Below are 15829 nucleotides of genomic sequence, written 5' to 3' on the forward strand. Positions count from 1 at the left end.
CGTTTTATATGAAGTTTTTTTATTTTTATGATTGACTTTGACCTATTCTGAGTGATATATTTAGCTTAGAAAGGCGTGATTGATGTGCTCACTGAAGAACGGTATGCAACCATCCTAAAAATTCTTGATGAAAAAAAAGCTGTAACGGTTCTTGAATTAACCAAGATATTGAATTCTTCAGAATCGACAATCCGACGTGATTTAACAGCCCTTCATCAAAGCGGCAAATTATATAAAGTATATGGTGGCGCAACTTCGATCGACAATAATTATAGTACCCGTGAAGAAGATGTGACTACCAAACATGATATGCATATGAACGAAAAAGCGACAATTGCCAAAGCTGCCGCAGCGATGGTTGAGCGTAATGATTTTGTTTATATTGATGCTGGCACAACAACCGAACTTATGATAGAACATTTAACCGAATCACATGCCACCTATGTCACGAATGGTATCATACATGCAACAAAATTAGTTACCCGCGGTTTTAAAGTTTTTGTCATTGGTGGTGAATTAAAGGAAACCACTGCTGCCATGATCGGTACGGAAGCAATGAATAATTTAAGGTCTTACAATTTCACCAAAGGTTTTTTCGGCGTGAACGGTATCAGTACAAAATCCGGGTTTTCAACCCCTGACTCGAGTGAAGGTTTGGTAAAGAGTGAAGCCTTATCACGGTGTAAAAAAGCTTTTGTATTGGCTGACAATTCCAAATTCAATAAGATCTCGCCCATTACATTCGCGAATATATCATGTGCCACAATTATTACAACAACCTTAACGGACAAAAAATATCTAGACTATACAAATATTATCGAGGTGAATGAAAATCATGATTTATACAGTAACATTTAATCCTTCTTTAGACTATATCATCCGTCTTGATTCTTTCACTGCCGGTGAAATCAATCGCACCAAATATGAACAAATTCTCGGCGGCGGCAAAGGAATTAACGTATCCATCGTTTTAAAAAATCTTGGTTTCAATTCTACAGCACTTGGTTTTATTGCTGGTTTTACTGGTAAAGAAATCGAACGCCAACTGCAGAGTTTTGGCTGCAACAGTAATTTCGTCAAACTAGACGAAGGCAATTCTCGAATTAATGTCAAAATTAAAGCTGAGAATGAAACTGAAATCAACGGACAAGGTCCCGTAATTAACCAAGCAGCTCTCAATCAATTATTTTCGCAACTTGATGCACTGCAAAAAGACGATATTTTAGTTTTAGCAGGCAGTATTCCAAACACGCTCCCCGATGACATCTATGAAAAAATCATGAGTCGTCTCATGGATAAAGGTATCCATATCGTGGTTGATGCAACCTGCAACTTACTCTTAAATGTACTAAAATATAAACCATTCCTCATTAAACCGAACAATCATGAACTTGGTGAAATGTTTAATGTCGTTTTAAAAACCGATGCCGAAATCGTTGAATATGCCAAAAAGCTGCAAGAAAAAGGTGCCCAAAATGTTCTGATTTCCATGGCAGGCGACGGGGCAATCTTATTAACTGCCGATGGACAATTTTTCAAAAGTGCAGCACCAAAGGGAATTCTGATTAATTCTGTTGGTGCAGGTGACTCAATGGTGGCCGGATTTATTACCGGTTATCTCGAGTCAAATGATCTGAAGCAAGCTTTTCATATGGGAGTAGCTACCGGTTCCGCATCAGCTTTCTCCGAAAATCTTGCTACCAGACCGGAAGTTGAAGCGTTGCTGCAAACAATCTAAAGACTTATAAAATGTCGGGTTCCAGGGAATTATACCAGAACTCGGGAATAATTCCTTCATATAAACCGAACTGATTGCCGGTGCAGTCAATCCATATCTTATTATGAAAACAAAGGGAGGATTTTATTATGCGTATTACGGACTTATTAAAATTAAACAGTATTTCCCTCGATGCAAAAGTATCTGATAAAAAAGGCGCCATTGATACCCTGGCCGATCTTATGGAAAAAGGCGGTAACCTATCAGACAAGGAAACGTATAAAAAAGCGGTATTCGCTCGTGAAGAATCTGGCACAACCGGTCTTGGTGACGGCATTGCTACCCCACATGCAAAAAGCAGTGCAGTAAAAGAAGCTGGTCTCGCCGCTATGGTTATTAAAGATGGTATTGAATTTGATTCACTTGATGGCCAACCAGCAAGATTGTTTTTTATGATTGCCGCTCCAGATACTGCAGCCGATTTGCATGTTGAAGTATTAAGCCGTTTAGCTACACTTATTATGGACCCCGAATTTAAAGAAGCTTTAATTTTAGCAAAATCAAAAGAAGAATTCTTAAAATTGATCGATACGAAAGAAGCTGGCAAATTCAATGCCAAACCGGAAACGACCCCGACTGATGGATATCGTGTGCTTGCTGTTACAGCTTGTCCGACAGGTATTGCCCATACATTCATGGCTGCGGAAAGCCTTGAACAGCATGCTAAACAAATGGGTATTCCTTTCAAAGTTGAAACCAATGGCTCGGGTGGGGCAAAAAACACCCTAACCGCCAAAGATATCAAAAATGCCGAATGCATTATTATAGCCGCTGATAAAAATGTCGAAATGGCTCGCTTTAATGGCAAACCGGTTATTCAAACAAAAGTATCAAATGGTATAAATAAAGCAGAAGAACTTTTAAATAAAGCGATCAGCGGTACCGTTCCAATCTATAATCATACAGCAAATACCGATTCAGCTTCGTTTGATTCGGATGAATCGGAAAGCGTCGGCCGCCAAATCTATAAACATCTGATGAATGGCGTATCGCATATGCTTCCATTCGTTATCGGCGGTGGTATCTTAATTGCCCTTGCTTTCTTATTCGATGTATTTGATCCGGCCAATCCGAGTAAATTCGGCTCTAATACACCACTCGCTGCTTTCTTCATGGGTGTTGGTGGTGCATCCTTTGGTTTTATGCTGCCAGTACTCGCCGGTTTTATTGCCATGAGTATTGCTGACCGTCCTGGTCTTGCTGTTGGTTTTGTCGGTGGTGCATTAGCGAACTCCGGTGGATCTGGATTTTTAGGTGCACTACTTGCAGGGTTTGCAGCTGGTTACATCGTCCTCGGACTGAAAAAAATATCCTCGGGTCTTCCTCAAACACTTGAAGGTATTAAACCTGTTCTTATTTACCCATTACTTGGTGTATTTTTCATGGGTGTCCTCATTACCTTTATCATCAACCCACCAGTGGCTGGTATCAACACTTGGATGATGGATACACTCAAAAACATGGATCCAAGCAGCAGAATTTTATTGGGTGTTATTTTCGGTGGCATGATGGCTGTTGATATGGGTGGACCTGTCAATAAAGCCGCCTATGTTATCGGTACAGGTGCTCTCGCAAATGGTGAATTCGGCGTGATGGCCTCCGTTATGGCTGGCGGTATGGTTCCACCACTTGCTATTGCCCTTTGCACTACATTTTTTGGTAATCGTTTTACCGAAAGTGATAGAAAATCAGGTATTACGAACTATATTATGGGTCTTTCCTTCATTACGGAAGGGGCCATCCCATTCGCCGCAGCCGATCCATTACGCGTTATTCCGTCTTGCATCATTGGCTCAGCAACAGCTGGTGCGCTTTCGATGGCTTTTGGCTGCACACTTCGTGCTCCACATGGCGGTATTTTCGTTGTACCAACAATCGGTAACCCCCTCATGTATTTAGCAGCAATCGCCATTGGTTCAGTGGTCGGCATGATACTGTTAGCAATTTTAAAGAAACCTTTAACGAAATAAATCGTAACTCAAAAAGGCGGACTCAAAATAAAAATTTTGAGTCCGCCTTTTTATTTTTTTACAACAAATCTATTCAACATCTACACTGATAATGCCCTCGAGTTGCTTTAAGGCCTGCACAATAAAAATCGTTTTCAAGCCATTATGATTATAGATAAAAAGATCAATGATCATTGTATCTTCTGTATCGTTTTTTGCTTTAATACTTCTAATTTTAAGCTGTAAATCTTCCAAGCATTCACTGATATGAACCAACTGGCCCGGTGCATCTATTGTTTGAATCATAATCGCTAAGTTTTTTTCATGTGTTACCCAGTCATCCAATCGTGACAAGGTCCCGAGTGTACCAAATACTAACGCTGAAGTAAAGAGTGCTCCAGAATAAAAACCAGCTCCTACAGCCAGGCCCACACCAGCAACAACCCATAGACAAGCAGCTGTCGTAAGCCCTGTAACCGTAAGTCCTTCTTTCATTATGGCACCAGCACCCAAAAAACCGATCCCACTGACCACCTGTGCGGCCAAACGCGCCGGATCTGCATTGGTCAAACCTTCAACCTGTTGATAAATGGCCTCGGAAAGAACCATGATCAGACATGAACCCAAACAAACCAGTACATTGGTCCGCAAGCCTGCCGACTTCCGCCGTGATTGTCGTTCATACCCGATCACACCACCCAAAATACAAGATAATGTCAAACGCAATAATAATTCCCATTCTGAAACCATATATTCACCCCACTTGTATTAAAATATTCTCCTAATTTTACAATTAGTCCTGCAAAAAATCAAGGATTCATGATATTCCATTTTTATCCAAAAAAAAATAACTTGCCTGTGGATATGTGGATAAAATAGTGCATAACTCTAAATATTGCACTTTATCCACACAAAACATCCATATTTTGTGCTTAAACAGAAAAAATATTCAGGTTTTCCTGTGGATAACTTTTGTAAAATCAAACTACCGACCTTTAAACAGAACTAAATTTCTTTCTTTATACTATATAATTTCATGAAAAATTTGACTTGTCAAAAATTTAAAAGCATACTATGATAGAAGTTAATCAATCGATTAATTAAGAAAGGATTAGAAATATGGAACTAGACAGTAAAAGAAAATTAATCGACGCCGCCATTGTCTTATTTGCCAATGATGGCTTTGACAAAGTATCCATCCGTAAAATAGCTGAAATGGCCAACGTCAACAGTGCTCTTATCTCTTATTATTTTCAGGGCAAACGTGGTCTTTATCTGGCTGCTGTTGATAAACAATCCAATGATTTATTAGTCTTTATAGAATCGGCGAAAAATTCAAAGCGAACGCCACCAGAAATTATTTCTTTGTATGCCAAAACAATGCTGCATCTTCATCTAAAAAACCCATACTTAATTAAAATAATATATCGTGAATTTCTCGGTCCACCTATTTTTCTTGATCTGTTTTTAAAAAATAAAATACAGGATTTATTTACAATTTTATGTACATGTATCAAAAATGGTATAGACAATCAATATTTTCGCCAGGATCTGCAAATTGAACAAACTGTCGTTCTCTTAATTGGTATGGTCAATTTTTATTTTATTGGTCAGCCCATTCGCGCTAAAGTCCTAAAACAAACAGATTATACCGCTGAGTGCTATATGGAGCAAGCAATCAAAATTTTCTTGGCGGGTATCAAAAGGAGAGACTAAAATGAAAGCGAAACCAAAACCTCTTGCTATCATCATTTTACTCATAGTAATCGGGCTCTTAATCTGGTCTGGATACAATTATTACCAGCAAAAACAAACAGCTAAAATTTCTACCGGTACCATTGAAGTCACAAAAGCGGATATCACAACGAAAATTAATGGCTATATGACCGAACTTACAATTAAAGAAGGCGATCATGTAACCCCAAATCAGGTTATCGCCAAAATTGACCGCAAAGATCTTGCCGCTGCACTAACACGTGATACCGCGGCCCTCGCCAAAGCCCAAGCCGACCTTACCGATTTACAAAAAGGAGCTCGCCCCGAAGAATTGCGTGAAGCATCCGCCAATACCGCAGCTATGCAGTCTGCCTACGACAAAGCTGCCAAAGACTATAGTCGGTATCAATCACTTGCTGCCGAAGGGGCAATAGCCACACAGCAGCTCGACAATGCCCAAGCCGCCTATGAATCAGCTGCCGCCAATCTAAAGGCAGCGCAAGAAAAAGAACAACTGGTGCTTGCTGGTAACCGCACGGATCAAATAGCCGCTTCCGAATATGAAGTAACGCGTTGCGCTGCCGTGCTGCAAGCATCTCAAATTGCCTTAGCCGATATCACCATTTATAGTCCTTTGGATGGTTTAATCCTAACGAAAAATTTTGAACCCGGTGAATATGTAAATGCTGGTACTGCCATCGCGACCGTAGCCGATATGAATGACTGCTGGGTCAAAATTTATGTCCCTTCCGCCGATCTTGGCAAAATAAAAATCGGCGGAGCGGTAGATGTTATGATTGATGCTTTTCCAGACCGAATTTTCACCGGCCATATAACCGAAATCAGCGATACCGCTGAATATACGCCGCGTCAAAGCATCACAAAAAGCGAACGAGCCAATATGGTTTTTGCCGTCAAAGTTGCCGTAGATAATGAAGAAATGATTCTCAAACCTGGCATGCCAGCCGATGTGATTTTCAATGATTAACATTATTGAAGTAACAAAAAGCTTTGGCAGTGTCATGGCCATTGACAATCTATCCCTGCATATCCAAAAAGGTGAAATTCTTGGTCTGGTTGGCCCCGACGGTGCCGGTAAATCAACGCTCATTCGTATAATGATTGGTTTACTCGCAAAATCTTCTGGTCATATTGATGTACTAGGGAGTACAAACATTGAATCTGTTAAAAATAAAATGGGTTATGTCCCGCAAAAATTCAGTCTATATCAGGATCTTACAGTCATGGAAAACATCACCCTCATTGGCTCATTATATGGAATTGAAAAACAAAAAATCCAACAAATATCACAAGAAATCCTTACATTTACTGGACTATGGCAATTTAAAAACCGCCTCGCTGGTAAGTTATCAGGCGGCATGAAACAAAAACTGGCACTTGCTGCCGGACTGATGCATAAACCCGCGGTATTTTTTCTCGATGAACCCACAACTGGTGTAGATCCTGTCGCCCGCCGTGAATTTTGGCAGCTCTTATACAATCTAAATAAAGAGGGAATGACCATTGTCGTTGCCACCCCCTATATGGATGAGGCCGAACTTTGCCATCGCGTAGCCTTCATCAATCTAGGCCAATTGATTTCCTGCCAAACTCCAGCACAGTTTATTGTAGCCTATCCCCATCAGATTCTCGAATTATCGGTCGAAAGTAAACATATCAATCATCATATAAAGGACTGCTATTTACTTGATCTGCATTCATTTGGCAATAAATATCATATTGTTACCAATGATATAGATCGCACCCGCACTGACATCGAACAAAAGCTCACCCAGCAAAAAATACCGATTCTGAAGTTGCAAAAAATAAAACCATCCCTAGAAGATGTTTTTGTTTTGTTTACTGCGCAAGGTGGTGCTTGAAATGACGTTAGCTATTGATACACAAAATTTAACCTGCCGTTTTGGTGATTTTACTGCAGTCGACAAAATCAATCTCAAAATAAAAGAAGGCAATATCTACGGATTTCTCGGTCCGAATGGCTCGGGAAAATCCACAACCATTCGTATGTTATGTGGTATTCTCACCCCGACGTCTGGCACCGGTCAGGTATTAGGTTTCGATATTTTACAGGAACAAGAGGAAATCAAAAAACATATTGGCTATATGTCACAGAAATTCAGCCTTTATGCAGATATGACCGTGCGAGAGAATCTCGAATTTTATGCTGGTATGTATTCACTAACTGGTCAAATCAAAAAAGAACGCATGCAAGAAATGCTTCATATGGCAAACCTCGAAATGAAAGAAAACTCACTCACAGCAACGTTATCCGGTGGTATTAAGCAGCGTCTGGCACTTGGCTGTGCGATCCTGCACCGTCCAAAAATGCTCTTCCTTGATGAGCCCACTGGCGGTGTCGATCCGAAATCACGCCGTCTCTTTTGGGAAATCATTTATAACTTAGCCGCTCAAGGTACGACGATTCTCGTTACAACTCATTTCATGGATGAAGCTGAACATTGCGATGCAGTTGGCTTCATTTATGCCGGAAAATTAGTGGCAACTGGAACCACGGGCGAATTAAAAGCCAGCATCTCTGGTAAGCTTTTGTCATTAAAAAGCGAAGATTCCCTAGCCCTGCTTGCACAAATCCAACAAGCTGAGATTCCCTATGAAGATGCTTATATCTTTGGTAAGGATCTTCATATCCTTATGGCGGATAAACACCTAACACGGCTTCAGAATTGGCCTTATGAGATCATTGCTCCCACGATGGAGGATGTATTTGTCCATTATATAAAATTCCAGACAAAGGAGGTAACGAAATGATACGGTTACGCGCATTACTCGTTAAGGAATTCATTCAAATGAAACGTGACAATATTACCCTTGCCATGATGGTTATGATGCCAATTGCTCAATTACTCGTTTTTGGTTTTGCCATCAATACCGATGTCAAACATCTAAAAACCGTTGTTTTTGATCAATCCTTAAGTGCCGAAAGCCGTGATCTTTTAACAGGGTTCACGGCCAGCGAATATTTTGATATCAAATATGTCGTCTCTAGTTTTGAAGCAGTGAATCAAAAAATCGAAAGTGGTGATGCAAAAGTTGGCATAATCATCCCGCCAGATCTTTCGGCGAATCTAAAGCATAGTCGCGCTACGCCGATTCAGGTCATCGTTGATGCCAGTGATTCAACATCTGCGTCGTCAGCTATTGCCACAGCCCAATCGGTCGGTCAGCTCAAATCCCAGGAATTATTGCTCGCCCAAAAAGGCATATCAGCATCTGCAGCCAGTCTTTATAATATCCGAATACGGGCCTGGTATAATCAGGATTTTATTACCGCCTATTACATGGTCCCCGGTATCATGGGGATCATTTTAACCATGACTATGGTGATGATCATGGCTATGGCTATTGTCCGTGAACGCGAAACCGGTACGCTGGAACAGCTCATTGTTACCCCGTTAAAGACCTATGAACTCATGATTGGTAAAATTATTCCCTACATCATTATTGGTTATATGCAGGCCACCATTGCTCTTATTGTCGGGATTGCCGTATTTAATCTGCCAATTCGCGGCAGTATCGGTTTATTATATGGTTTAACATCATTTTTCATCATGGCTTCCTTAACACTTGGTGTACTCATTTCAAGCTTAGCGAAAACGCAAATGCAAGCGATGCAAATGTCTTTTTTTATTTTTATGCCTAGTATTTTGCTTTCAGGCTTCATTTTTCCGCGTGATGCCATGCCAACTCTATTTTATGCATTAGGTCAATTACTCCCACTTACCTATTATTTAGAAATTTTGCGCGGCATCATTTTGAAAGGAAACAGCATCACTTTATTATGGGGACAAATCTTTGCCTTAGTTATTTTCATTGCAGCCACACTGGGCCTCGCTATCAAAAAATTCAGCAAAACACTCGATTAATAAAACATAAGCGGCCTGCGTTCATTCATGCTATATTTATGGAATTCTAAGATAAATCAAATCTTCTTGTGTTATTTTAAAATAATAATTGCACTAAAAATCATATAAATTTATAATAGAGGGATATGCTTTTAAATTATTAAAAATAACTAGACTTAAAAATCCATAAAATTAATTTTAAAATGAAGAAGGTATGTGTGTTTTATGAATCTTCCGCAAGACAAACCGAAAAAAATGACTGCCACGACAAAGTGGTTTATTGCATTTATTGCTCTATTTATTCTCGCAGCATCTGCAGGAGCTCTTTTTGCAGCCTCCGGATATTTTGATGCTCCTAAACCACCGCCAAGCGAGGGTATGCTCTCAGCAAAAGATAAAGCAAATATTATGATCATGGGGGTAGACAGCCGCGCTGATGATGTCGGGCGCAGTGATACCTTGATGGTAGCAACAATCGACCCCAAAAAAGATCAGGCTTCACTCCTTTCAATTCCCCGTGATACACGCGTCAAAATCAAAAATCATGGCTTTGATAAAATCAATCATGCCTATGCTTTTGGTGGGCATGAATTAACCAAAGATACTGTAGAAAATTTTCTCGGAGTAACACTCGATCATTACATCATTATTGATACACATGCCTTTCAACGTATTATTGATACCATTGGTGGCATCGATATTGATGTAGAAAAGCGCATGTATTATGAAGATCCCTGGGATGATGATGGCGGTCTCATAATTAACTTACAGCCAGGCATGCAGCATATGGATGGTAAAACGGCTATTACCTATGTCCGCTACCGTGATGAAGAAGGGGACCTTGGACGTATTCAGCGTCAACAAAAATTCATGAAAGCGATTTTCGATAAAATAGCATCACCATCGATTATTATGAAAATACCATCGATTATTAAAGAAGTCAGTAATTCTATCAAAACAGATATGTCGATTCGCCAAATGATTGAATTTGCTGGAACGATCAAAGAATCACAAAAAAATGGTCTAAAAACTGATATGGTTCCAGGCAGACCTCTTTATATTGATGAAATAAGCTATTGGATTCCAAATATCAAAGAATTAAGACAAACTTTGGCAAATGCCTTGGGTCTCACTATGAATATGAGTATGACAAGTTCAATGGAGCGTCAGATATTGGAATATGAAAATTCCATTCCAGCAACAGCAAAACCAGTCCCAGCAACAGATACATCCATTGGGCATGCCACTAAACGCAGTGAACCAGCAAATAGCAGTAAACAAAGTAAAACTGCACCCGTCAGCAAAGATAAAAAAAGTTCAAGTGACAGCAAAAATTCAGATGCAAAACCACTAGAAAAAATACCATCTAAACAAGAATCCGGTAATGCACCTCCTTCGGATACACAAGGACCAGCAAAATCGGCAAATGGTCCATCGGTTTCTGACAATACAAAAACTCAATAAAAATAAAGGCATGCCAAATGGCATGCCTTTATTTTATTTTACGTATCTGCTTTTTGATCCATGGCAGCTAAAGAAGCCACCTTATCATTTAAATCGGTCCGCATCAATTTTACACCTTGTGTGTTTCGACTAATAACGGATACTTCATCGACATTGGTCCGAATTACAATGCCTTCTGTTGTAATGAGCATCAGTTCCTGACCTGGACGAACTACTTTAAGTCCAACAACACTACCAGTTTTATCCGTTACTTTCATGTTGATGAGCCCTTTACCACCGCGTGTCTGCGAACGATATTCTGAAGTAGCTGTCCTTTTACCGAAGCCTTCTTCTGTAACCGTAAGTACTTCCGCATCACGTTTGAGATTATCCATTCCCACAACAACATCCGTTGTTTTAAGACGAATTCCTCTAACACCACGGGCATTTCTTCCCATCGAACGAACATCGCCCTCCGCAAAAGAAATCGCCATTCCAGCTGAAGTTCCTAAGATAACATACCTGGTACCATCGGTCAGTTTTACCCCAATCAAATCATCATCATCATCAAGAGTGATTGCAATTAAGCCACCCTTACGCGTCGTATCAAATTCCATGAGTTCTGTTTTCTTAACAATCCCTTTGCGAGTTGCCATAAACAGAAAACGATCCGCCGTGAATTTTTGAATTGGAATAACCGCTGTGATCTTTTCATTTGGTTCAAGTTGTAAGAGATTGATAATAGCCGTTCCTTTAGCAATTCGGCTTGATTCAGCAATTTCATACCCTTTTAAACGATAGACACGACCACGGCTGGTAAAGAACAAAATGGTATGATGCGTTGTTGTAACAAGCATATTTTCCACAAAATCTTCTTCTTTTGTTCCCATGCCAGTTACGCCACGACCACCACGTTTTTGATTTTTATATGTATCAATCGGCATGCGTTTAATGTAATTATTATGAGTAAGCGTAATAATTACATCTTCTTCGGCAATAAGATCTTCCATCGCGAGTTTTGAAAAATCAGCGGTAATTCTCGTGCGACGAGCATCACCAAATTTTCGTTTTACTTCAATTAATTCTTCTTTGATTATATTTAAAATCTTTGTTTCATCAGCCAACACCGATTCTAACCACGCAATTGTTTTTAAAATTTCCTGATATTCTTCTTCGATTTTTTCGCGTTCTAAACCAGTTAATCTTTGGAGACGCAAGTCAAGAATCGCTTGTGCCTGTTTCTCCGATAAATTGAAACCAGTCATCAAACCTGCACGTGCGATATCTGCTGTTCTGGATCCGCGAATCGTCTTAATAACCGCATCAATATGATCTAGAGCAATCGTCAAACCTTCTAAAATATGTGCTCTCGCTTTTGCTTTACTTAGTTCATAACGAGTCCGGCGAGTAATGACATCTTTTTGATGTTCAATATAATAATAAAGAACTTCTTGTAATGTAAGAACACGCGGGCGGCCATCAACCAATGCCAGCATGATAATACCAAAACTTTCCTGTAATTGCGTATGCTTATACAACTGATTTAAAATTACATCTGGATTGATATCCCGGCGCAATTCAATTACTACACGCATACCATTCCGATCAGATTCATCACGAAGATCCGTAATACCCTCAACGGTTTTATCACGAACAAGTTCAGCGATTTTTTCTACAAGGCGAGCTTTATTAACCTGATACGGAAGCTCTGTAACCAAAATACGAGGTTTACCATTGGACATAACTTCAGCCCGAGCCTGCGCCCGCATCTTCACTACACCACGGCCAGTTCGATAAGCTGATTGAATACCTTCTTGTCCCAAAATTAACCCAGCTGTCGGAAAATCTGGTCCTTTAATAACCGTCATGAGTTCCTCGATCGTTACATCAGGATTTTCTATCATTAATAAAACGCCGTCAACTACTTCATTCAGGTTATGCGGCGGAATGTTCGTTGCCATGCCTACAGCAATCCCCGATGAACCATTCACCAAAAGATTTGGCAGTTTAGAAGGAAGAACGGTTGGTTCCTTCAGTGATTCATCATAATTCGGTGCAAAATCGACTGTTTCTTTTTCGATATCTTGCAGCATTGCTTCCGCAACCTTTGACATACGTACTTCTGTATAACGCATTGCCGCAGCGGAGTCACCATCAACCGAACCAAAATTACCATGTCCATCAGCCAGCATATATCTAGACGAGAAATCTTGTGCCATCCGCACGATAGCTTCGTAAACGGAGCTATCACCATGCGGATGATATTTACCTAATACTTCCCCGACGATACGAGCCGATTTCTTATATGGTTTATTGGACCCCATTCCAGCTTCATGCATCGCATACATAATACGACGATGGACTGGTTTCAAACCATCACGGACATCCGGCAATGCACGCATGACAATAACACTCATCGCATAATCGATATAAGAATTTTGCATCTCATCTTCAATTTTTACCGGTAAAACTCTACCTAAACCAAAATCCACATTCTCACCTCAAAATCATATTCTCTAACTCTATTTTAAAAAAATATATTAGCTTTTATCTCTAGCTCTTAATTATATCATTTTTTAGAAAAAATGTCCATAAATCCACAGTTTATAAGGGTTTGTGAAAAACAATATATATTCTTTTTATGAGTATTAAAAATACATATCACAATAATAGAGATTCTTAAATACGTAAAAAAAAGAATGGTTTTATCCTTAAAAAAAACCATTCTCTCAGCTTATTTTGTATTGATAGACAAAGCATTTACTATATTGCATTCAATTTCACAAAATTTTTTATACCGATAAATCGACCACATCAACATAACACAGCCATACATATATAAAATAAAAATATCCTCATAACCAACAGGGGAAAAACCAGCCATCATAAAACTGCGTAAAGGCGAGGCAATATGGGTGTAGGGAATAAAAAAAGCGATTTTTTGGATAAACCACGGCATCGCACTGGATGGCCAGGTATACCCAGAAATCATAAAAACGGGAATGACACCGGCCAAAGCTAAACGATAAAAAAGGAAAAAATCTTTTATAAAAGATGCAATAACACTGGCTAATGTAGTCATTGCAAAAATAAAACCTAACCCAAGTAAAAACACCTGCCCCAAATCACCTTTATACGGCAAATCAAACACAAAAACCGCAATCGTTAAATGCATAATAAAGGCGAGCGAAGCAGCTATCATAAATGGCATAATCTTACCAATTATAACCTGACTGGCTGCATAGTGCGTATACTGTTTCGCTTTATATTCCATAAAAACAGAAGCAGTCGTCGGAATAAACATTGTCATTTGAAACGAAGTCATAAGCAGCCCAAATAAAAAAAACAACTTATAATCCAATGTTGGATTATACAATATCCGCGTTTTCATTTGTACAGGAACAATTTTAGTTTCTATATTCTTAATACCAGACTGACTACGCAACAAATTAACGGCCGTCTGCTGAGCAAACACATCAAATACATCCTGCGCTGCCGTAATAGCCGTATTTGTCACCATTAAATTTGTCCCGTTAATTTGCACAACAATTTGAGAAGAGCGTCCATTTTTTATATCGTGCGCAAAATTTTTCGGGATTCCAATCCCAACAATTGCTTTTTTTTCATAAAGATACCGCTGCATCTCCTGTGGTGAATTCACATATTGTACAACCGAAAATCGTTCCGTATTTTCAAAGCCATCGGTTAGTTTACTACTAAAATAGGTCTGGCTTTCATCACAAATAACCAAAGGAATCTGATCCACCGAATTTTTGCTGAATAACGTGCCAAACAATAACAAATAGCAAAGTGGAATAACGAACATACTAAAGATCAATTTTGGTTTTTGTGTCACGAGAATTTTTAATTCACACAGGGTAATAGTCCACCAAGTCATATTTTCACCTCTGCCTCAAGTAATACAGTTTTTATTCTTTTCTTACAAACCAAACCTGTCACGACAAAAGCGACTAGCCCAAAACAACATAAAATCAGACTATTGTGTCCTATGTTTTCGGAAGAACCCATTAATAAAATATCACGAACCGGATCCGCAATATAATTCATCGGTAATAAATATGCATAAAATTGCGTAAAAATATTTTTTGAAAATTCTGGCCATGAATAACCACTATATAAAAAAGCTGGCATAAAGTAAATAAATTCAATGGGATGAAACGGTACCATAACACTGGGCGCCATGGCCGAAAAAAGCATACCTATCGTAACCACAGCAAAAATAAATGAACTATATAAAATTAAAATATCAAAAAAGCTCCCGATAAACGGAATATTATAGACAAAAACATAAAGACCAATCGCCAAAAGTGCACCTGCCAAAGATAAAATCCAATAGGCAGCTATTTTACCAAATAAAATCACTAGCAGCGAATTTTTCTTCCATAAATCAAGATTTGTATATTCTCTCACAATAGCTAAAAAAACGGCCATCATGATACCAATTTGTACACCATTTGTCACCATCCCTGGTAACATAAAGGGCAGATAGGAATTCGTTGGATTATTGAATATACGCAGCCTCATACTCACCGGAGCTACTGCATAGGCAGCTTGCCCAGGAAATTGTCCCATTGCTTCCACTAATTTTTTACCAAGACCGCCATTATATGTAGTAATAATCTCTCTGGCAAAGGACAATGCCGAATTCGGGTACATAAGATTTTTGCCGTTGCTCGTAACGATCACACTCGAGCCAATACCCGTTTTAATATGTTTAGCGAAATCTGAAGGAATACCAATACCAACTAAAGCATCTTCACAATCCAAAACTTTTTCATATTCTTCCTGCGTTTCTACAACAGCCACAATGTCAAACCGCTCCGAATCCGCAAAAGCTGACACCAATGAACGACTGGCACTGCTTTGATCCTGATCTAAAACCACCACGGGAATATATTTTAAACTTTCCGCACCATAAACATAGCCAAAAAAAGCAGCATACAAAATCGGTAAAAAAAATAAGAAAAGCACATTCTTTTTCTCTTTTAAAATAAACTGAATTTCCTTAAAAAAAATAGAAATTAACCTCATCATTT

13 protein-coding genes are annotated in these 15829 nt (G+C 39.2%); 9 read left to right on the forward strand and 4 right to left on the reverse strand.

The features are described from left to right. Positions 1–84 precede the first annotated feature (84 nt). The 3 genes from BMY14_RS13890 (at position 85) to BMY14_RS13900 (ending at position 3747) form a co-directional block, all read left to right on the forward strand. Positions 85–858, forward strand: a complete 774-nt coding sequence (locus tag BMY14_RS13890) for a DeoR/GlpR family DNA-binding transcription regulator (protein WP_019555003.1) — start codon at positions 85–87, stop codon at positions 856–858. Continuing rightward, a complete protein-coding gene (gene pfkB / locus BMY14_RS13895; RefSeq protein ID WP_091832990.1) occupies positions 836–1738 on the forward strand; it encodes a 1-phosphofructokinase in 903 nt (300 codons plus the stop codon). The genes BMY14_RS13890 and pfkB overlap by 23 nt, the downstream gene beginning before the upstream one ends. Positions 1739–1866: 128 nt before the next feature. Next, positions 1867–3747 carry a PTS fructose transporter subunit IIABC gene (locus BMY14_RS13900; protein WP_091832993.1) on the forward strand — a complete coding sequence of 627 codons (1881 nt, stop codon included), beginning with the start codon at positions 1867–1869 and terminating at the stop codon, positions 3745–3747. A gap of 69 nt (positions 3748–3816) precedes the next feature. Here BMY14_RS13900 and BMY14_RS13905 read toward each other — a convergent pair whose 3' ends face one another. Next, a complete protein-coding gene (locus tag BMY14_RS13905; RefSeq protein ID WP_091832995.1) occupies positions 3817–4476 on the reverse strand; it encodes an MgtC/SapB family protein in 660 nt (219 codons plus the stop codon). A gap of 369 nt (positions 4477–4845) precedes the next feature. Between BMY14_RS13905 and BMY14_RS13910 the strand changes: the two genes are divergently transcribed. The 6 genes from BMY14_RS13910 (at position 4846) to BMY14_RS13935 (ending at position 10793) form a co-directional block, all read left to right on the forward strand. Beyond that, positions 4846–5442, forward strand: a complete 597-nt coding sequence (locus BMY14_RS13910; RefSeq protein WP_091832998.1) for a TetR/AcrR family transcriptional regulator — start codon at positions 4846–4848, stop codon at positions 5440–5442. A gap of 1 nt (position 5443) precedes the next feature. After that, a complete protein-coding gene (locus BMY14_RS13915) occupies positions 5444–6430 on the forward strand; it encodes an HlyD family secretion protein (RefSeq protein WP_091833002.1) in 987 nt (328 codons plus the stop codon). Continuing rightward, the gene (locus BMY14_RS13920; RefSeq protein WP_091833005.1) at positions 6423–7325 is read left to right on the forward strand and encodes an ABC transporter ATP-binding protein; all 903 of its coding nucleotides are present in this window, start codon (positions 6423–6425) and stop codon (positions 7323–7325) included. Before BMY14_RS13915 ends, BMY14_RS13920 begins: the two co-directional genes overlap by 8 nt. A 1-nt stretch (position 7326) precedes the next feature. Then, positions 7327–8235, forward strand: coding sequence for an ABC transporter ATP-binding protein (locus BMY14_RS13925; RefSeq protein WP_091833008.1), 909 nt, complete (start codon positions 7327–7329; stop codon positions 8233–8235). Beyond that, on the forward strand, positions 8232–9350 hold the full coding sequence (locus BMY14_RS13930) for an ABC transporter permease (protein ID WP_091833011.1): 1119 nt from the start codon (positions 8232–8234) through the stop codon (positions 9348–9350). Before BMY14_RS13925 ends, BMY14_RS13930 begins: the two co-directional genes overlap by 4 nt. Positions 9351–9554: 204 nt before the next feature. Next, on the forward strand, positions 9555–10793 hold the full coding sequence (locus tag BMY14_RS13935) for an LCP family protein (RefSeq protein WP_091833013.1): 1239 nt from the start codon (positions 9555–9557) through the stop codon (positions 10791–10793). 38 nt (positions 10794–10831) lie between these two features. On the opposite strand, the gene gyrA is transcribed toward BMY14_RS13935, so the two are convergent. The 3 genes from gyrA to BMY14_RS13950 form a co-directional block, all read right to left on the reverse strand. Continuing rightward, a complete protein-coding gene (gyrA, locus tag BMY14_RS13940; RefSeq protein WP_091833015.1) occupies positions 10832–13264 on the reverse strand; it encodes a DNA gyrase subunit A in 2433 nt (810 codons plus the stop codon). A gap of 242 nt (positions 13265–13506) precedes the next feature. Next, the gene (locus BMY14_RS13945; protein ID WP_091833018.1) at positions 13507–14670 is read right to left on the reverse strand and encodes an ABC transporter permease; all 1164 of its coding nucleotides are present in this window, start codon (positions 14668–14670) and stop codon (positions 13507–13509) included. Then, positions 14667–15827: an ABC transporter permease gene (locus tag BMY14_RS13950; RefSeq protein WP_091833021.1), complete on the reverse strand. Its 1161-nt coding sequence runs from the start codon at positions 15825–15827 to the stop codon at positions 14667–14669. The genes BMY14_RS13945 and BMY14_RS13950 overlap by 4 nt, the downstream gene beginning before the upstream one ends. Positions 15828–15829 lie beyond the last annotated feature (2 nt).

Origin of the sequence: Propionispira arboris, assembly GCF_900109225.1 — a bacterium.
Lineage (GTDB): Bacteria > Bacillota > Negativicutes > Selenomonadales > Selenomonadaceae > Propionispira > Propionispira arboris.

What these genes read in the sequence shown, in the direction of transcription:
- BMY14_RS13920 (WP_091833005.1), top strand. Translation starts at nt 6,423, where the DNA reads ATGATTAACATTATTGAAGTAACAAAAAGCTTTGGCAGTGTCATGGCC.
- BMY14_RS13930 (WP_091833011.1), top strand. Translation starts at nt 8,232, where the DNA reads ATGATACGGTTACGCGCATTACTCGTTAAGGAATTCATTCAAATGAAA.
- BMY14_RS13925 (WP_091833008.1), top strand. Translation starts at nt 7,327, where the DNA reads ATGACGTTAGCTATTGATACACAAAATTTAACCTGCCGTTTTGGTGAT.
- BMY14_RS13935 (WP_091833013.1), top strand. Translation starts at nt 9,555, where the DNA reads ATGAATCTTCCGCAAGACAAACCGAAAAAAATGACTGCCACGACAAAG.
- BMY14_RS13915 (WP_091833002.1), top strand. Translation starts at nt 5,444, where the DNA reads ATGAAAGCGAAACCAAAACCTCTTGCTATCATCATTTTACTCATAGTA.
- pfkB (WP_091832990.1), top strand. Translation starts at nt 836, where the DNA reads ATGATTTATACAGTAACATTTAATCCTTCTTTAGACTATATCATCCGT.
- BMY14_RS13905 (WP_091832995.1), bottom strand. Translation starts at nt 4,476, where the DNA reads ATGGTTTCAGAATGGGAATTATTATTGCGTTTGACATTATCTTGTATT.
- BMY14_RS13910 (WP_091832998.1), top strand. Translation starts at nt 4,846, where the DNA reads ATGGAACTAGACAGTAAAAGAAAATTAATCGACGCCGCCATTGTCTTA.
- BMY14_RS13945 (WP_091833018.1), bottom strand. Translation starts at nt 14,670, where the DNA reads ATGACTTGGTGGACTATTACCCTGTGTGAATTAAAAATTCTCGTGACA.
- BMY14_RS13900 (WP_091832993.1), top strand. Translation starts at nt 1,867, where the DNA reads ATGCGTATTACGGACTTATTAAAATTAAACAGTATTTCCCTCGATGCA.
- BMY14_RS13950 (WP_091833021.1), bottom strand. Translation starts at nt 15,827, where the DNA reads ATGATGAGGTTAATTTCTATTTTTTTTAAGGAAATTCAGTTTATTTTA.